This is a genomic window from Streptomyces sp. HUAS 15-9 (assembly GCF_025642155.1).
Lineage (GTDB): Bacteria > Actinomycetota > Actinomycetes > Streptomycetales > Streptomycetaceae > Streptomyces.
In genome coordinates this window covers 1,006,190-1,023,072 of record NZ_CP106798.1, presented here as the reverse complement: position 1 = coordinate 1,023,072, position 16,883 = coordinate 1,006,190, and the positions used below count along the sequence as shown (strand labels likewise).

14 protein-coding genes are annotated in these 16,883 nt (G+C 72.1%); 6 read left to right on the top strand and 8 right to left on the bottom strand.

The genetic code is table 11. From position 1 onward, the window contains the following. Positions 1-83 precede the first annotated feature (83 nt). Complete coding sequence (locus tag N8I87_RS04535; protein ID WP_263205681.1) at positions 84-2,150, bottom strand: SpoIIE family protein phosphatase; 2,067 nt, start codon at positions 2,148-2,150, stop codon at positions 84-86. Positions 2,151-2,575: 425 nt separating this feature from the next. Between N8I87_RS04535 and N8I87_RS04530 the strand changes: the two genes are divergently transcribed. From N8I87_RS04530 to N8I87_RS04520, 3 genes are all read left to right on the top strand, one after another. Continuing rightward, positions 2,576-2,944, top strand: coding sequence for a hypothetical protein (locus N8I87_RS04530; RefSeq protein WP_263205678.1), 369 nt, complete (start codon positions 2,576-2,578; stop codon positions 2,942-2,944). 134 nt (positions 2,945-3,078) lie between these two features. Then, complete coding sequence (locus N8I87_RS04525) at positions 3,079-5,094, top strand: oxidoreductase (protein ID WP_263205677.1); 2,016 nt, start codon at positions 3,079-3,081, stop codon at positions 5,092-5,094. A gap of 247 nt (positions 5,095-5,341) precedes the next feature. Further along, positions 5,342-5,917, top strand: a complete 576-nt coding sequence (locus N8I87_RS04520) for a PadR family transcriptional regulator (protein WP_263205674.1) — start codon at positions 5,342-5,344, stop codon at positions 5,915-5,917. A gap of 48 nt (positions 5,918-5,965) precedes the next feature. Here N8I87_RS04520 and N8I87_RS04515 read toward each other — a convergent pair whose 3' ends face one another. Both N8I87_RS04515 and N8I87_RS04510 read right to left on the bottom strand, forming a co-directional pair. Then, positions 5,966-6,517 carry a hypothetical protein gene (locus N8I87_RS04515; RefSeq protein ID WP_263205672.1) on the bottom strand — a complete coding sequence of 184 codons (552 nt, stop codon included), beginning with the start codon at positions 6,515-6,517 and terminating at the stop codon, positions 5,966-5,968. 193 nt (positions 6,518-6,710) lie between these two features. Beyond that, complete coding sequence (locus tag N8I87_RS04510; RefSeq protein ID WP_263205670.1) at positions 6,711-7,703, bottom strand: fibronectin type III domain-containing protein; 993 nt, start codon at positions 7,701-7,703, stop codon at positions 6,711-6,713. A 350-nt stretch (positions 7,704-8,053) separates the two neighbouring features. Here N8I87_RS04510 and N8I87_RS04505 point away from each other — a divergent pair, with 350 nt between their 5' ends. Next, positions 8,054-8,752, top strand: coding sequence for a glycoside hydrolase family 75 protein (locus N8I87_RS04505; RefSeq protein ID WP_263205668.1), 699 nt, complete (start codon positions 8,054-8,056; stop codon positions 8,750-8,752). Positions 8,753-8,970: 218 nt separating this feature from the next. On the opposite strand, the gene N8I87_RS04500 is transcribed toward N8I87_RS04505, so the two are convergent. The 4 genes from N8I87_RS04500 to N8I87_RS04485 all read right to left on the bottom strand — a co-directional run bounded on the left by N8I87_RS04500 (position 8,971) and on the right by N8I87_RS04485 (position 13,441). Then, complete coding sequence (locus tag N8I87_RS04500) at positions 8,971-9,381, bottom strand: PTS sugar transporter subunit IIA domain-containing protein (protein WP_263205666.1); 411 nt, start codon at positions 9,379-9,381, stop codon at positions 8,971-8,973. After that, a complete protein-coding gene (dhaL, locus tag N8I87_RS04495; protein WP_263205663.1) occupies positions 9,374-9,973 on the bottom strand; it encodes a dihydroxyacetone kinase subunit DhaL in 600 nt (199 codons plus the stop codon). Before dhaL ends, N8I87_RS04500 begins: the two co-directional genes overlap by 8 nt. A 46-nt stretch (positions 9,974-10,019) precedes the next feature. Beyond that, complete coding sequence (gene dhaK, locus N8I87_RS04490; protein WP_263205661.1) at positions 10,020-11,012, bottom strand: dihydroxyacetone kinase subunit DhaK; 993 nt, start codon at positions 11,010-11,012, stop codon at positions 10,020-10,022. 107 nt (positions 11,013-11,119) lie between these two features. Next, a complete protein-coding gene (locus N8I87_RS04485; protein ID WP_263205659.1) occupies positions 11,120-13,441 on the bottom strand; it encodes a SpoIIE family protein phosphatase in 2,322 nt (773 codons plus the stop codon). A gap of 327 nt (positions 13,442-13,768) precedes the next feature. Here N8I87_RS04485 and N8I87_RS04480 point away from each other — a divergent pair, with 327 nt between their 5' ends. Further along, positions 13,769-14,215: a pyridoxamine 5'-phosphate oxidase family protein gene (locus N8I87_RS04480; RefSeq protein WP_263205657.1), complete on the top strand. Its 447-nt coding sequence runs from the start codon at positions 13,769-13,771 to the stop codon at positions 14,213-14,215. Positions 14,216-14,222: 7 nt separating this feature from the next. On the opposite strand, the gene N8I87_RS04475 is transcribed toward N8I87_RS04480, so the two are convergent. Beyond that, positions 14,223-14,633 carry a pyridoxamine 5'-phosphate oxidase family protein gene (locus N8I87_RS04475; RefSeq protein ID WP_263216297.1) on the bottom strand — a complete coding sequence of 137 codons (411 nt, stop codon included), beginning with the start codon at positions 14,631-14,633 and terminating at the stop codon, positions 14,223-14,225. 493 nt (positions 14,634-15,126) lie between these two features. On the opposite strand from N8I87_RS04475, the gene N8I87_RS04470 reads away from it, so the two are divergent. Then, complete coding sequence (locus N8I87_RS04470) at positions 15,127-16,875, top strand: sensor histidine kinase (protein WP_263205655.1); 1,749 nt, start codon at positions 15,127-15,129, stop codon at positions 16,873-16,875. Positions 16,876-16,883: the final 8 nt, after the last annotated feature.

The following is a 16,883-nucleotide window of genomic DNA, read 5'->3' as shown; positions in this document are numbered from 1 at the left end:
TTCCTGTGATTGTCCGATGACGCCGATAAGGACCTGGTAACGAGTAGCTGTGAATCGGGTGGTCGGGCCGGTCCCCGCGCAGCTCAGGGCAGTTCCTGCGCCCGCGCGATCAGGAGTGCCACGTCGTCGTGGTTGTCGGGGTGGTGCAGGGTGCGCAGCAGAAGGTCGCAGGTCTCCTCCAGGGGCCGGGTCGGGGCGTCGAGGAGGGTGAGGAGAAAGCCGAGGCGTTCGTCGAGCGAGTGGCTGCGTGTCTCGACCAGCCCGTCCGTGTAGAACACGAGTTCGTCACCGGGGGCGAAGTCCACCGTGGTGGAGGAGAACGGGACCCCGCCCACCCCGAGGGGCACGCCCGTGGGCAGGTCGAGCAGCTCGGGCGGGTGGCCGACACGGACCCGGGCCGGGGGCAGATGCCCCGCGTTGGCGATGCGGCACTGGCGCAGCCGGGGGTCGTGGACGGCGTACACACAGGTCGCGATGGAGTGGTCCAGGCCCGAGGCGATCTTGTCGAGATGTTCCAGGAGCACCGCGGGATCGAGGCCGAGCGAGGCCAGGGTGGTGGTCGCGGTGCGCAGCCGGCCCATGGTGGCGGCCGCGTTGATACCGCTGCCCATCACATCGCCCACGACCAGCGCCGTCCTGCCGCCCTCCAGCTCGATGACGTCGAACCAGTCACCGCCGACCTCGGTGGTGGCACCCGCGGGCTGGTAGCGCGAGGCGACCTCCAGACCTGTCGTCACCGGCGGATGGCCGGGCAGCAGGCTGCGCTGCAGGGTGAGCGCGGTGTTGCGGGCGTTCTGGTACCAGCGCGCGTTGTCGATCTGCACGGCCGCGCGGGCCGCCAGCTCGCGGGCGAGCACCAGGTCGTCCTCGCCGAAGGGCGCCGGATTGCGGGTGCGCTTGAGGTCGAGGGCGCCGAGCACCTCGCCGCGCGCGATCAGCGGGACGGCCAGATAGGAGTGGACGCCTGCCCGGCCCAGCAGCACGGCCGCCTCGGGGGAGCGGGCGATGCGGGGCAGGTGCTCGTCCTTCACCTGGGGTACCACCACCGGGCGGCCGGTCCGTACGCACTCGGTGATCAGGCGGTCGGGAGCGTACCGGACGAGCTGCCCGGGCGGGTCGGCGGCCTGGAGGGCGTCCTCGCCGTCCTCCGCCCGTACGGCGAGGGCGCGGATCACCGCGGGCTCGAAGGGGCCGAGCGTGCTGCGGCGGCCCTCGACCACCGCGTCGAGCAGATCGACGGCTGCCACGTCGGCGAGTTCGGGCACGGCGACGTCGGCCAGTTCGCGGGCCGTGCGGTCCAGCTCCAGGGTGGTGCCGATCCGGGCGGAGGCGTCGGCGATGACGGCGAGGCGGCGTCGCGCGGTCTCGGCCTCGACCCCGGCCCGGTGCTGCTCGGTGATGTCCACTATGGAGGCCGCGACGCCGAGGATCGTCCCCATGGCGTCCTCCAGCCGGTACAGCGAGACGGACCAGGTGTGGTCCTCGTCCGGATCCGCCGGGGTCCGGCCGACGGTGGTCCTGTCGACGAGCGGTTCTCCCGTCTCCAGGACCCGGCGGGCCGCCCTTTCCAGGGCGCCGGCGTCCGCCAGCGGCAGCACCTCGGGGACCGTCCGTCCGACGTGGTCCCCGGCGGGAACTCCGTTGATCTTGGCCATGGCCGGGTTGACCGAGACGTACCGCAGCTCGGTGTCCAGTACGGCCAGTCCGATCGGCGACTGGTTCACGATCCGCTCGGACAGCGCCACGTCCTGTTCGAGGCGGCGCACCGTCGAGCGGTCGGCCGCGAGACCCAGCGCGTACACATCGCCCTGGTCGTCCAGCAGGCGCATGTTGCGGAACTCCACCAGCCGGGTGCCGCCGTCCTTGATCCGGACGGGGAAGGCGCCGGCCCAGCTCTGCCCGGTGCTCATCACGTCGGCGAACAGCTGGCCGACCAGCTGGATGTGCTGCTCGTGCACCATCAGCCGCGCGGCGTACTCGCCGAGCGCCTCCTGGGCCGAGTAGCCGAACAGCTCCTCCGCCTGGGGGCTCCACAGCACGATGCGACCCTCGGCGTCCAGCACCACCGAGGCCACCCCCAGCACGTCGAGCAGGCCGCTCGGCCGCACCGGTCCGCCGCCCTGGGCCACCGGAGCCTCGGCTGCACTCATTCCACGCACCGCCTTCGACGGATCGCACGGCACGCCGCCCCCTGTGCCGACTCCCTTTGTTCTACCGCGCTCACACCGAATCTCCGACGCCGCCGACGACTGTCTCCACCATCCCTCAACACGACGGCGGGCGTCCGGAGAAGCCACGAGGACGGGGCCAGGCGGGCGTATGACCTGTGCCACGACGTACGGCGGGCACGTCGGGCCTGTTCACCCACCGTTCCGCTGTTGGTCTGTGCATGACCAGCAAGTGTCGCCGGCCTGTCGGCCGAGCGAGGCCGGCTCCGACCACGCCGACCCTCCCGCAGGCCGCGGAGTGCCGCGACGGGTGGTGCGCGCCCGGAAAGTGGTGGTTCTCTTGGGGTGTGGCGCGGTTCGCGGGGAACCCGCGGTATCGCGCCGTCGCCATGAGAGGAGCGATCACGATGGCCCCTGAGCGAACGCACGACGAGTCCGTCTCCGTCGAGATCAGCGGATGCAGCAAGGAGGACGCCCGGATCGTGTTCGACGCGCTGTGCACGTGCTTCGAGTCCGACCGGTGCGCCGAGGATGTGCCGCAGCAGCTCCACGAGACGCGTCCGATGGTGTGGCTCGGCACGTTCGAGGTCACGGACGCGCACGAGTGCACGATTCCCGCGCGGCTCTCGTCGACCGTCGAGGCCGACGCGCATGGCGGCTACTGGGCGATCGACCGGCTCCGTATGACCCTCGACTCCCTCTTCACGGTGAGCAACCTGTCCTCCGCCTCGGGCGACCAGGAGAAGGAGCTGCACGTCCTGCTCGCCAGCAGGTGACCCGGGCCCGGCCGCACCGCGCCCGCGGGTGCGAAGTGGCCGGGCTCACCTCCCTCCGCTTATGCAACTAGTTGCAAAAGGCGGTGGCCGTCCTCTACAACAGAGGCGACGACACCGCGCGCACGGAGGGCCCGATGAGCCGCTACCCGCACCTGCTGAACCCCCTCGACCTGGGGTTCACCACCCTGCCCAACCGTGTGCTCATGGGCTCCATGCACGTGGGCCTGGAAGAGGCCGAGCGCGGGTTCGAGCGCATGGCGGAGTTCTACGCCGCCCGCGCGCGCGGGGGAGTGGGACTGATCGTCACCGGCGGCATCGCCCCCAACGACGAGGGACGGCCGTACGAGGGCGGGGCCAAGCTCACCACCGAGGCGGAGGCCGAGCAGCACGCGGCGATCACCGAGGCGGTGCACCGCGAGGGCGGAAAGATCGCGATGCAGATCCTGCACTTCGGGAGGTACGCCTATCACCAGGACCTGGTGGCACCGAGCCCCGTCCAGGCGCCGATCAGCCCCTTCCCGCCGCGCGAGCTCACCGACGCCGACATCGAGCGGACGATCGAGGACTACGCCCGCGCCGCGCGCCTCGCCCGGCAGGCCGGCTACGACGGCGTCGAGATCATGGGCTCCGAGGGCTATCTGATCAACGAGTTCATCGCCGCGCAGACCAACCACCGCACCGACCGCTGGGGCGGGTCGTACGAGAACCGGATGCGGTTCCCCGTCGAGATCGTCAAGCGTGTGCGCGAGGCCGTCGGCGAGGACTTCATCATCATCTACCGGCTGTCCATGCTCGACCTGGTCCCGGGCGGCTCCTCCTTCGACGAGGTGATCACGCTCGCCAAGGCCGTCGAGGCGGCCGGGGCGACGATCATCAACACCGGCATCGGCTGGCACGAGGCCCGCATCCCCACCATCGCCACCTCCGTCCCGCGCGGCGCGTACACCTGGGTCACCAAGAAACTCATGGGCGAGGTGTCCGTACCGCTCGTGACCACCAACCGCATCAACACCCCTGAAGTCGCCGAGGAGTTGCTCGCCGGTGGTGCCGCGGACATGGTGTCCATGGCCCGCCCGATGCTCGCCGACCCCGACTTCGTGAACAAGGCGGCCGAGGGCCGGCCCGAGGCCATCAACACCTGCATCGGCTGCAACCAGGCCTGCCTCGACCACACCTTCAGCGGCAAGATCACCTCCTGCCTGGTCAACCCGCGCGCCTGCCACGAGACCGAACTCGTCCTCTCCCCGACCCGGCTGCGCAAGCGCGTCGCCGTCGTCGGCGCGGGACCGGCCGGTCTGGCCTGCGCGGTGAGCGCCGCCGAACGCGGCCACGAGGTGACGCTGTTCGACGCCGCGAGCGCTATCGGCGGGCAGCTCAACGTGGCCCGCAAGGTGCCCGGCAAGCAGGAGTTCGACGAGACGCTGCGCTACTTCCGCCACCAGCTCGACGAGCACGCGGTGGACGTACGCCTCGACACCTGGGTCACCTCCGCGGAGCTGACCGACTACGACGAGGTCGTCGTCGCCACCGGCGTCACCCCGCGCACCCCCGACATCCCCGGCATCGACCACCCGCGCGTCCTCGGCTACCTCGACGTGCTGCGTGACGGCGCCCCCGTCGGCGACCGGGTCGCGATCCTCGGTGCCGGCGGCATCGGCTTCGACGTCGCCGAGTACCTCACCGACGGCGGCGACAAGGCGAGCGAGGACCCGGCGACGTACTTCCGCAACTGGGGCGTCGACATGGACTACCAGGCGCCCGGCGGCCTCGCCGCGCCGCAGCGGCCCGCCCCGCCGCGCACCGTCCACCTGCTCCAGCGCAAGTCCACCAAGGTCGGCGCCGGCCTCGGCAAGACCACCGGCTGGATCCACCGCACCGAGCTCAAGCACCGCGGCGTCAGCATGGTGCCGGGCGTCCAGTACGACCGGATCGACGACGCGGGTCTGCACGTCACCGTGGGCGAGGAGAGCACGGTCCTGGAGGTCGACACCATCGTCCTGTGCACCGGTCAGGAGCCGCGCCGCGGCCTGTACGAGGAACTGGTCGCCGCCGGGCGCAGCGCACACCTGATCGGCGGCGCCGATGTGGCGGCCGAACTGGACGCCAAGCGCGCGATCAAGCAGGGCACGGAGCTGGCGGCGGCGCTGTAGGCCCTGTCGTCAAACTCCCCCCTGCCCCGCGACGCCATGCACGCTCCCCCAAGCTCTTCGAGCAGGGGCGACCCCCACTCGCCGCACCGGGCCCCGACCCAAGTACATCCAGTACGAGGGCCGAGGCCCGGTACGCCGAGAGCACGCACCTGACGCCGCAGGGCCCGCCCTCCGGGCGGACGACGGGAGTTTGACGACAGGACCTAGGGACCCGTGCGGCACATCCGCGCATCCCTAGGATGAGGTCATGTCACTCCCGCACGCGATCCTCACCGCCCTGCTTGAGAAGCCGTCGTCGGGGCTGGAGCTGACGCGCCGGTTCGACCGGTCGATCGGCTACTTCTGGTCGGCGACGCATCAGCAGATCTATCGCGAGCTGGGGAAGCTGGAGGCCGAGGGGTACATCCGCACCCTGCCGGCCGAGCAGCCGGCCCGTGGGCAGAAGAAGCGCTACGAGGTCCTGCCCGCGGGCCGCGCCGAACTGGCCCGCTGGACCGCCGCGTCCCAGGACCCCAAGCCGCAGCGCGACGTCCTGCTGCTGCGGCTGCGTGCGTCGGCGGTCGTCGGCACGGCCGGCCTCGGAACCGATCTGCGCCGCCATCTCGACCTGCACCGGCGCCAGTTGGCCGAGTACGAGGAGATCGAACGACGCGACTTCCCGCCCGGCCGCGACACCCCGCAGGACCGGCTGCGCCATCTGGTCCTGCGGGCGGGCATCGACCTGGAGACCTTCTGGACGCAGTGGCTCACCCACGCGCTGAAGGAGTTCGACGAGCTCTCGGACGCGGCCGGGGAACGGCCGGGCGACGGGGTCGCCGAGTAGGCGAACAGGGTCCGCACCACTGCTCCCGCCGCCCGCCGGCCCCCGCGGTCAGAGCCGGTACGGCTTCGAGCGGCGGCGCAGGTACCAGCCCGTGGCGATGACGCCGCCGCCCACGAGGGCCGCGCCCACACCGATGGCGATCGGGCCGTAGTCGCGGGCCGCGCCGCCGAGTCCGCCCGCGACACCGCGGGTCGGGGCGGAGGTCGAGGACGTCTTGGCGGTCGACGAGGTGGTCGGGGCGTTGGCGGAGGAGACGACGATGGACTGCGTGCCCGCGGTGCCGCCGTTCGAGCAGACGACCACGACGGTGTACGTCCCGGGGGCGATGCCCGACCAGGCGGCCGACTGGCTGACGGTCGTGCCCGCGAGGGCCGCCTGGCGGCCCTGCGCGAAGTTCGCTTGATTGCTGCCGAGCAGGGACGCGTTGCCCCAGCTGCCGTTGATCTGGGTGCAGGCGCTGGTGACGACCGACACGGTGGATCCGATGGTGCTCACGGAGATCCCCGAGGCCGCGGCGGACGGCCCGGCGAGCGCAGTCGGAAGGGCGGCGGCGGCCGCCAGGGTCAGGCCGGAGCGGAGGAGAAGACGATTAGTGCGCATTGGGCTGCCCTCCGGCGGCACGGTCGGCGGAACGTCCCATGCGCCGCCGAGGGTCGGGAAACGCCCGTGCTGCCTCGTCAGTAGCCAATGCGCCCCGGGCCCGTCCCGCATGCGGACCGCCCCCGACCGGGTGACGGATGCCTCCGTCAGGGGGTGGGCGCGGTGGCCGAGGACGCCTGCGGGCCTTCCGCCGTCAGGACCCGGCGCCGCCGCGCGCCCCCGTCGTCACCGTCCGCTCCGCGGAGAACCCGCCCCACGTACCGTCCGGCAGCCGCGCCCGGATCCGCACCCGGTGGATGGCCCCGGCGTCCCGACCCGCGTAGAAGCTGTACCTCGCCCGGCCCCGCGGCGGTGTACCGCCCCAGACCAGGGACGTCGCCGGGCTGCCGTCGAGTCGGATCTGGTACTCCGTGATCACCCCGTCCGTGCGGGGCGGGAGCCAGGACAGGTCGATGTAGTACGCGCCGTCGGCACGGTGGGTCGTCGCACGGAATCCGGTGGGTGCCGTGTTCCGGCCGTCGTCGGTGCCCGGTGTGGTGAGCCGGACCGGGGCGCTCGCCGGGGAGAGGTTGTCGGCGGCGTCACGGGCGCGGACGGTGAAGGTGTAGTGGGTCGCGGGGCGCAGCCCGGTGACGACCGTCGCGGTCTGGCCGCCGCCGACGCTGTGGATCCTCGTCGTGCCCTGGTAGACGTCGTACGAGACCACCGCCCGGTCGTCCGCCGACGCCGCCCAGGACAGCTGGACCGCCCGGGCGGCGACCGTGCGGCCCGCCGCATCGCGCGGGCGGGTCGGCGGTGAGTGGTCCGCCGTGACGACAGCCGGGGTCGTCGCGCGGACCTCCCGGCTGCTCGGGCCGAGGCGCCCGTCCTTGTCCCGGGCCCGCACGGTGAAGACATACATGGTGGACGGCCTGAGCCTGATGACGTCCACCATGTGTTCCGAACCTGGCACTTCGTGGACCTTCGTGGTGCCGCGATACACCTCGTACGCATGGATGCCGGGGCCGTCGGTCACCGCGTTCCACATGACGTGGACGCTGGTGGCGCTTCCGGCCGTGGCGGTGAGGCCCGTCGGCGCGCCGGGCATCCGCCCGCTCTCGCCGTCGGCCGCACCGCCCCATCCACAGGACGCGACCAGCAGCAGGACAGCGGCGGCCACGTATGGCGGAACGTCAACGCGTCGCACCGCTCTGCCTCCCCGAGGACGGCATGATGACCCGTGACAGCAAAGGTCCGGACCAATATGACCCCGTCGATGCGATCGCAGCAAGAGGGCGGCCGCATTGGTGACGACCCGGGAAAGTTACGTATGCTGAGGTTCCTCTCGGCTGAACTCCCGCAGAGGGCAGAGGAGTTCATGCCTGTGGCGCGGAACGCTGTCGTCGCTGGTCCCGCGCCGACGCGGGTGGCCGGGGTGGCCTGGGCCGACATCGGCTCAGGCCCCCGGCCCCTGTCGTTGATTGACGGGACATCAGATTTACCCGTACCGGATCGGGCCGGGTGGCCGTCAACGTCCCGAGGAGAGGTTTCCGCATCGTGCGTGTCCAGTCGCTGACGCTGGCCGCGGCCGGCGCCGTCCTGCTCGTCCCGGCGTCACTTCCCGCTCCCGCCTCCGCAGGCCCACGCCGGGAGCCGCCGGCGCGCGGCGTGGGCCTGGTCCGCGCAGCCGACCTGCTGGCCCGGGTGCGGCACTGCAATCCCGTCTCGCGCGGCCGCTACCGCACCGACGAGGGGGCGTCCGCCACCGTCCGGGTCTGCGGCACCCGCGGTGCCGTGTTCTGGAAGGCCGACATGGACATCGACTGCGACGGGCGGTCCACCGTCCACTGCAACCGCCGCACCGATCCGATGTTCTTCGCGGCCACCGCCTTCCAGCAGTCCGACGGCCGCCATCTGAACGCCGAACGCCTGCCGTACATCGTGGTTCCCGCCCCGAGCGCCGTCTGGGACTTCCGTGCGCACGGCGTCCGCGGCGGTGCCGTCGTCGCCGTCGTCTACCGCGGCCGGGTCCAGTACGCCGTCGTCGGGGACACCGGCCCGCGCGGCATCATCGGCGAGGCCTCGTACGCCACCGCCCGGGGCCTCGGCATCAGCCCCGACCCACGCCGGGGCGGGGTTTCCTCGGGCGTCACCTACATCGTCTTCAAGGGCTCCCGGGTCAGGCCCATCGAGAGTCATGCGGCGGCCGTGGCGACCGGCCGACGACTGGCCGGCCGGTTCGTACGGGGCGGCTGAACCACCCCCGCCGCTGTCCACGGGCACGCGGCTCACGCCGCCGAGGCACGGGCAGAGTTCGACAGCCGTGTGCACGGCCGCGCTGAACCCTGCCGCCCGGATCATCGGCCGCCGATTGTCGGTGGCAGTCCGGCGAGCTCGGCGGCCCGACGAAGTCCCTCGCGGTGCCTCACCGCGCCTGGCGCAGTGCCCCGGACAGACCCCCGGAGCTTCCGGCGTCACACCTTCCGGTAGCCGTACGCCTCCGTGGCCGCCGCCTGAACCGCGTCGAGGCCGGCCCCGGTGGCCGCCGTGACGACCGCGGCCACCGCGCCCTCCACGAACGGGGCGTCCACCAGACGTGTGCCGTCGGGCAGTTCGCCGCCCTCCGCGATCAGCGCCTTCACGGTGAGCACCGCGCTGCCCAGATCGGTGAGCACGGCGATGCCGGCGCCCCGGTCGACCGCGGCGGCCGCGGCACGGATCAGCTCGGCGCTGGTACCGAGCCCGCCGCCCTCGGTGCCGCCCGCCGTCGCGACGGGCACCGCCGCGGCGCCGCCCGCGAGACCCTTCGCCAGCTCGGCGACGGACGAGGCCACTTCGGCGCTGTGCGACACCAACACGATCCCGACCAGTTTCTCGTCACTCACCTGCGGCCTCCGCGAGCGCGGCGATGAGCAGCGCCGAGCTGGTGGCTCCCGGGTCCTGGTGTCCGATGCTGCGCTCGCCGAGATAGCTCGCCCGGCCCTTGCGGGCCTGCAGCGGGATCGTCGCCACGGCGCCCTCCTCGGCCGCGGCCCGAGCCGTGGCGAAACCGTCGCCGAGCGCGTCGACGGCCGGTACCAGGGCGTCGATCATGGTCTTGTCGCCGGGCGCGGCGCCCCCGAGGGTCATGACCCCGTCCACGCCCGCCCGCAGCGCCTCGGCCAGCTGCCCGGCACTGACCTCGGAATCATCCCCGAGCGCCTTGCCCGTACGCCGCAGCAGCGTGCCGTACAGGGGCCCGGACGCGCCGCCCACCGTCGAGATCAGCAGGCGTCCGGCGAGGGTCAGCACGGCACCCGGAGTGTCCGGCGCCTCCTTCTCCAGCGACGCCCGCACGGCGGTGAACCCGCGCTGAAGATTGCTGCCGTGGTCGGCGTCCCCGATGGGTGAGTCGAGAGCGGTGAGCCGTTCCGCCTCGCGGTCGACGGACGCGGCGGTCGCCACCATCCAACGGCGGAAGAAGTCGGCGTCGAGCACTGAATCTCCTTGCGTGGTAGGAACGTTGGTCGCCGCTGCCGCCGTGTCACATGCCCCAGCGCAGGGCCGGGGTCTTCACCGGCGCGTCCCACAGCCGCAGCAGTTCCTCGTCGACCTGGCACAGGGTGACCGAGGCGCCCGCCATGTCCAGGGAGGTCACGTAGTTGCCGACGAGCGTGCGGGCCACGGTGACGCCGCGCTCGCCGAGCACCCGCTGCACCTCGGCGTTGAAGCCGTACAGCTCCAGGAGCGGGGTCGCGCCCATGCCGTTGACCAGGACGAGGACGGGGTTGCGCGGGGGCATGTCCTCCAGGATCGCGTGCAGCGCGAAGTCGGCGATCTCGCCGGAGGTCATCATCGCCCGGCGTTCCCGGCCCGGCTCGCCGTGGATGCCGATGCCCAACTCCAGCTCGCCGGACGGCAGGTCGAAGGTGGGGGTGCCCTTGGCCGGGGTGGTGCAGGCGCTGAGGGCGACTCCGAAGCTGCGGGAGTTCTCGTTGACCTGGCGCCCGATCGCCTCGACCCGCTCCAGCGGCTGTCCCTCGGCCGCGGCGGCGCCCGCGATCTTCTCCACGAACAGCGTCGCGCCGGTGCCGCGGCGACCTGCCGTGTAGAGGCTGTCGGTGACCGCCACGTCGTCGTTGACGAGCACCTTCGCGACCTGGATCCCCTCGTCCTCGGCGAGCTCGGCCGCCATGTCGAAGTTGAGCACGTCGCCGGTGTAGTTCTTCACGACGAACAGCACGCCGGCCCCGCTGTCCACGGCCGCCGCCGCACGCGCCATCTGGTCCGGCACGGGTGACGTGAACACCTCGCCGGGACAGGCGGCCGAGAGCATGCCGTGGCCCACGAACCCGCCGTGCAGCGGCTCGTGCCCGGAGCCGCCGCCCGAGACGAGTCCCACCTGCCCGGCCACGGGGGCGTCCCGTCGTACGATCACCCGGTTCTCGACGTCGACGGTCAGATCGGGATGTGCGGCCGCGATTCCCCGCAGCGCGTCCGCCACCACGGTCTCCGGAACGTTGATGAGCATCTTCATCGGTACCTCCTGGTGGGCCCGGCAGGTAAGCCTCCGGCCCGTGTTCTCCCAGGACCGATGCCGACCTGTGCCTACTCTCGGAAGTATCGACCTTGTGCGGGTGATCGTCACCTGTCCCGGGGCGTCCGGACGCTCTTGAGGCTGAACCACGTCGTCTTGCCCTCGTCCGTCGGGCGCACGCCCCAGTCGTCGGCGAGGGCCCGTACCAGGAGGAGCCCCCGGCCCGACTCCGCGTCCTCGGCCGCCGTGCGGGGCTGGGGCAGCTGAGGACTGCGATCACCGATCTCGACCGTCAGTTCGATGTCGGTCCGGCAGATGTGCAGTCCGATGGGCCCCTGGGCGTGCTGTACGGCATTGGTGAGCACCTCGGACAGCAGGAGGCACGCGTCGTCCGCCCGTTCCGTGAGCCCCCACTCGTCGAGCACACGGCCGAGGAAGTCCCGGCCCGCCGACACGGACTGCGGCAGCGCGGGCAGGTCGGTGCCGGCCGTGGCCAGCGGGGCCGCCGGCAGCTGTGTCAGCAGCAGGGTGACGTCGTCGTGCCCGTCGGCATCGGGCAGCAGGGTCACCAGGACGTGGTCGGCGACGAGCTCGAGGTCGGGACAGCCGGTCGCGAGCTTGTCCAGCGTGTTGATCAGCTCGGTGAGCTGGTCCTCGATGTCACCACCGGGAGTCTCGATCAGACCGTCCGTGTAGAGCACGAGGGTGGCGCCGCGCGCGAGCGTCGTGCGGCACTGCTCGTAGATGACGTCGCCCACGCCGAGCGGCGCGTTCACGGGCGCGGGGAGTGTCTGCACGCCCTCGCCGGGGACGGTGACCAGGACGGGCAGATGGCCCGCGGAACAGACGGTCACCTCCCCGGTGTCGGCGGCGATGACCAGATAGCAGCAGGTGACCAGTTGGTCAGGGACGCCCAGGTCGGCGACGACGGTGTCGAGGGCCTGCATGAGCTGACGGGGCTGCATCCCGGTCTTGGCCAGGGCGTGAGCGGCCGACCGGAGCTGACCCATGACCGCGGCGGCCTCCAGGCCGCGGCCCATCACGTCGCCGATCAGCACGCCGACCCGGCCGGCCCCCAGCGGGATCAGGTCGAACCAGTCCCCGCCCACGCCGGCGCCCTGGGTGGCGGGCAGATAGCGGCTCGCGGTGGCGAGGCCGGGTATCGCGGGCGGGGTGCCCATGAGGCTGCGCTGCAGGGTCAGGGCGATGTGCCGCTGCTGCTCGTACAGCTCCGTCAGTTCCGCCTCGGCGCGCTTGCGGTCGCTGATGTCGCGGACGATGGCGCACGCCCCGATCACCGTGCCGTCCGGGGCCCGGGTGGGCCACAGGGTCACGTCGACGTCCAGCATTGCGTCCGAACGGGTGAGGCGCAGGGTCTCGAAGTGCTCTACCTTCTCGCCCCGGCACAGCCGCTCCAGGAGCTGACTGATCTCGTGCCCCCGATCGGGCGGGGCGAGCATCGACACATGGCGCCCGACCGCCTCCGCCGAGGTGTACCCGTACAGCCGCTGGGCGGCGGCGTTCCAGTACGTGATCCGGCCGTCGAGGGTCTTGGCGAGGATCGCGTCCTGCGAGGACTCGACCAGCGCGGCGAGTTCGTTGATGCGTTCCTCGGCGGCCTTGCGTTCGCTGACGTCGCGGACGGCGGCGGAGACGAGGAGGCCGTCGGCGGTTTCGAGGGGGCTGAGGCTGATCTCGACGGGGAACTCGGTGCCGTCCTTGCGCAGGCCGTAGAGGTCGAGTCCGGCGCCCATGGGGCGTACCTGCTGGTTGTGGGCGTAGTTGTCGCGGTGTTCGGTGTGGTGGGCGTGGAAGCGGCCGGGGACGAGGAGTTCGACGGGGCGGCCGAGGAGTTCTTCGCGCTGGTAGCCGAAGAGTGCTTCGGTCTGGGCGTTGACGAGTTTGATCGTTCCGGTGTCGTCGACGATCACCATCGCGTCCGGAGCCGCCTCCAGCAGTCCGCGGAAACGTTCCTCGGCGGCTTTGCGTTCGCTGACGTCGCGGACGGCGGCGGAGACGAGGAGGCCGTCGGCGGTTTCGAGGGGGCTGAGGCTGATCTCGACGGGGAACTCGGTGCCGTTCTTGCGCAGGCCGTAGAGGTCGAGTCCGGCGCCCATGGGGCGTACCTGCTGGTTGTGGGCGTAGTTGTTGCGGTGTTGGGTGTGGTGGGCGTGGAAGCGGCCGGGGACGAGGAGTTCGACGGGGCGGCCGAGGAGTTCTTCGCGCTGGTAGCCGAAGAGTGCTTCGGTCTGGGCGTTGACGAGTTTGATCGTTCCGGTGTCGTCGACGATCACCATCGCGTCCGGAGCCGCCTCCAGTAACCCGCGGAAGCGCTCCTCCGCCGCGCGTGGGCCGCCCGCCGCCGCGCGTGGGCCGCCCGCCGCCTCGCCCGCGCCGCACCGGCACCCTCCTCGACCACGTCGGCGCAACCGGGCGGCACCACTTCGGCCAAGTCGCTCATGTTCATCCTCGATCCGCGGCTCACGATGAGAGGGGCCATCTCAGCGCAACTCGGGCGCATCCGCACCGACATGTCGCCAAGTGGCCGCAGCACGCCCGAACCTGCCCACCTGCGATGCCGTCCATGACAGCTCCGCCGCCAATGGGGGCCCCTGTGCCCGACCGGTGGTACGCGGAGGACCGGCCCGGGTCGTTCTCCGGCCCGGTGGGGACCGATGGCCCTCGTGCCCGCTGCCTGCCGGGCCGAGGATGAAGTGAGGCAGTAGCGCTGCATCAGGTGAGGGACGGGACGGCTGATGTACCCCAACGACGGATTCCGCGAGCTGGGCCGGGAGGAGTGCCTGCGGCTGCTGGCGAAGGTGCCCGTGGGCCGCATCGTGCACACCCGACGGGCCCTGCCCGCCGTGCTTCCGGTGAACTTCGCCCTGGACGCGGACGGTGCGGTCGTGCTGCGGACCTCCGCGGCATCGGAACTGGCGCGGGCGATCGACGGGACCGTGGTCGCGTTCGAGGCCGACGAGGTCGACGCGGTGGCGCAGTCCGGCTGGAGCGTGGTCGTCACCGGTTTGGCCACGGTGGTGACCGACGCGGCGGAACACGAGCGGCTGATGCGCGGCGGGCCGCGCTCCTGGGTGCCCGCGCCGCGGGAGGTCTTCGTCCGCATCGAGCCGGAGCTGGTCACCGGCAGGGAACTGGTCGGCGGCCGCACCCTCTACGGAGTGGACCTGCCCCGGACCGGCTGATTCGCCCTCACACGTCGTCCGGCCCCTCGTCGGCGATGAGCCGGACGCCTGTGACCAGATCGGGGCGGATCCGGACCGCGTAGTCCATGGTCTGTTCCACCCAGGGGCGCAGCAGCGCCCGGTAGCGGATCAGCTGCTCCGGGTCGGTCACCAGCTGCGCGTAGCCCGTGACCACCACGCTCCAGCCGAGGTGGGTGTCCGGGTCGATGGTGTCGGCCTCGTAGGCGACGACGACGCCCGAGCCCTCACCCTGCCGGGCGTGCGAGGTCAGGGCGGCTCCCTCATGGGTGCGGATGACGATGTCGCCGTCCATCAGAACGTGGTTGACCGGGCGGACGGTCGGCAGCGCGTGCCGGGTGAACACGACTCTCCCCAGCGAGACGCTGCCCAGCAGGCGCAGTGCCTCGGCACGGCCGATCTCGACGCTCCGGTGAGGCCTTCCGGCCGCCGACGGGGCGTGGTCGGCGGGAAGTACGTTGGGTCGGGATGTGTCACTCACGTCTCTGCGTCTCCGGAAGCCACGGGCGGGCTCTGTCAGGTCATTGCAGCCGGACGGTCGGCCGTCGTGCAAGGGCCGTTCGGCCTCGGCGGACGTCCGGCCGGACCGGGCCGCCGCCGCGGAACAGGTGAGGTGCGCCGTACAGTACTCGCGCCCCGCCGGCCGGGCGGGGCGCGCACGGGCGGAGCGACACCGCGGGGGATCGGTGCCGCTCCTCTTTCCACTGTGCCTCGGTCCGCGCTCGAACGGGAGTGCCGATCGGTCCGGCGGGAGGGCCGAAAGGCCCACGCAAGATCCGGAACCGTGGTCCCGCGGACCTGCCCGGAAGCCGGTGCGGGGCCGGGTCGCCGACCACTACCGTGGCAGATGACCGGACCATGTCCATGAGCAGAGGGGACCGGGAGGAGTGCAGGTGACAAGCCCCGAGGAGGCGCGGATACGGCTGCCGCAGCTGAGGCTGGACGAGTTGCTGGAGGAGCTGCAGGCCCGCCTGGACGCGGCCCGCGGCACGCGCGACCGGGTGCACAGCCTGCTGGAGGCGGTCCTCTCGGTCGGCCGGGAACTGGACCTGGAACAGGCCCTGAACAGCATCGTCGAGTCCGCCGCGGCCCTGGTCGACGCCCAGTACGCGGCACTCGGGGTGATCGGGCCCGACGGCAAGCGGCTGTCGGCCTTCTACACGGTCGGGGTCACCCAGGAGCAGATCGCGAGCATCGGCCCGTATCCGGAGGGCCACGGCATCCTGGGTGAGCTGATCCGCCACCCGGAGCCGCTGTGCCTGGCGAATCTCTCGGAGCACCCGGCGTCGTACGGCTTCCCGCCCCACCACCCGGCGATGAACACCTTCCTCGGCGTCCCGATCCGCGTGCGCGACCAGGTCTTCGGCAATCTGTACCTGACCGAGAAGCGGGGTGGCGGCCAGTTCGACGAGGAGGACGTCTCGGTCACCCAGACCCTGGCCGTGGCGGCCGGTGTCGCGATCGACAACGCGCGCCTGTACGCGGAGTCCCGGTTGCGCGAGCGCTGGCTGCGGGCCAACGCGGAGATCACCAACAGCCTGATGTCCGGGGCCGGTCAGGCCGAGGCCCTCGCCCTGATCGCCGAGCGGGCCAGGGAGATCACCGGTGCGGCCCTGGCCGTGGTCGCGACGCCCATGGCGGACACCGACTCGCTCACCGTGGAACTGGCCCTCGGTCAACAGGCCGACGCCCTGCGAGGACTGGTGCTGCCGATGGACGGCACCCTGATGGGGGAGGCGGTCACCGGCGCCGCCGCCGTCACCAGCGAGGACGTCACCCACGACGCACGCGTCTCGGCCGGCCCGCTGCGGTTCACCGGGCTCGGCCCGGCCGTGGCGGTCCCCATCGGCACGGGCGAGGGCGGCGTCCGCGGCGTGGTCATGCTGGTCAGGGAGACCGGGCGGACCCTGTTCACGGGCAAGGAGACCGAGCCCCTGCAGGTCTTCGCGGCGCAGGCGGCGATCGCCATCGAACTGGCGGAGCGACGCCGGGACGCGGAGACGATCGCGGTGCTCAAGGACCGGGACCGGATCGCCCGGGACCTGCACGACCTGGCGATCCAGCGGCTGTTCGCCACCGGCATGACGCTGCAGAGCGCGGGCCGTTTCATCGAGCACGCGGGCGCCAACGAGCGGGTGCTGCGGGCCGTGGACGACCTGGACGAGACCATCAAGATCATCAGGTCGACCATCTTCGGCCTCCAGGCACGCGAGGGCACCGCGGGAACAGGCCTGCGGGCCCGTGTCGTAGGCGTGGTGGGCGAGGCGACGCCCGTGCTGGGATTCGCCCCAAGCGTGCGGATGGAGGGCCTGGTGGACACCGACGTGCCGCGGGACACCGCCGACCACGCGGTCGCCGTCCTCTCCGAGGCCCTGACCAACATCGCCCGGCACGCCCGTGCCGACCGCGCCGACGTGATCCTGAAGACCGACGGACGCGAGCTGTCCCTGACGGTCACCGACAACGGCGTGGGCATCCCGCCCGAAGGGCGGCGCAGCGGGCTGCGCAACATGCAGGAGCGGGCGCAGCAGCTCGGCGGCCGTCTGGAGTTGCGCAGCCCCGAGGACGGAGGTACCACGCTGGTGTGGCAGGTGCCGGTGGCCGGTCAGGAGGGCCACGACACACCCGGCCAGGACGCGTAGCCGCCGGG

Excerpts from the sequence above, each read along its gene's own strand:
- N8I87_RS04535 (WP_263205681.1), bottom strand. The coding sequence starts at position 2,150 with ATGAGTGCAGCCGAGGCTCCGGTGGCCCAGGGCGGCGGACCGGTGCGG.
- N8I87_RS04530 (WP_263205678.1), top strand. The coding sequence starts at position 2,576 with ATGGCCCCTGAGCGAACGCACGACGAGTCCGTCTCCGTCGAGATCAGC.
- N8I87_RS04525 (WP_263205677.1), top strand. The coding sequence starts at position 3,079 with ATGAGCCGCTACCCGCACCTGCTGAACCCCCTCGACCTGGGGTTCACC.
- N8I87_RS04520 (WP_263205674.1), top strand. The coding sequence starts at position 5,342 with ATGTCACTCCCGCACGCGATCCTCACCGCCCTGCTTGAGAAGCCGTCG.
- N8I87_RS04515 (WP_263205672.1), bottom strand. The coding sequence starts at position 6,517 with ATGCGCACTAATCGTCTTCTCCTCCGCTCCGGCCTGACCCTGGCGGCC.
- dhaK (WP_263205661.1), bottom strand. The coding sequence starts at position 11,012 with ATGAAGATGCTCATCAACGTTCCGGAGACCGTGGTGGCGGACGCGCTG.
- N8I87_RS04480 (WP_263205657.1), top strand. The coding sequence starts at position 13,769 with ATGTACCCCAACGACGGATTCCGCGAGCTGGGCCGGGAGGAGTGCCTG.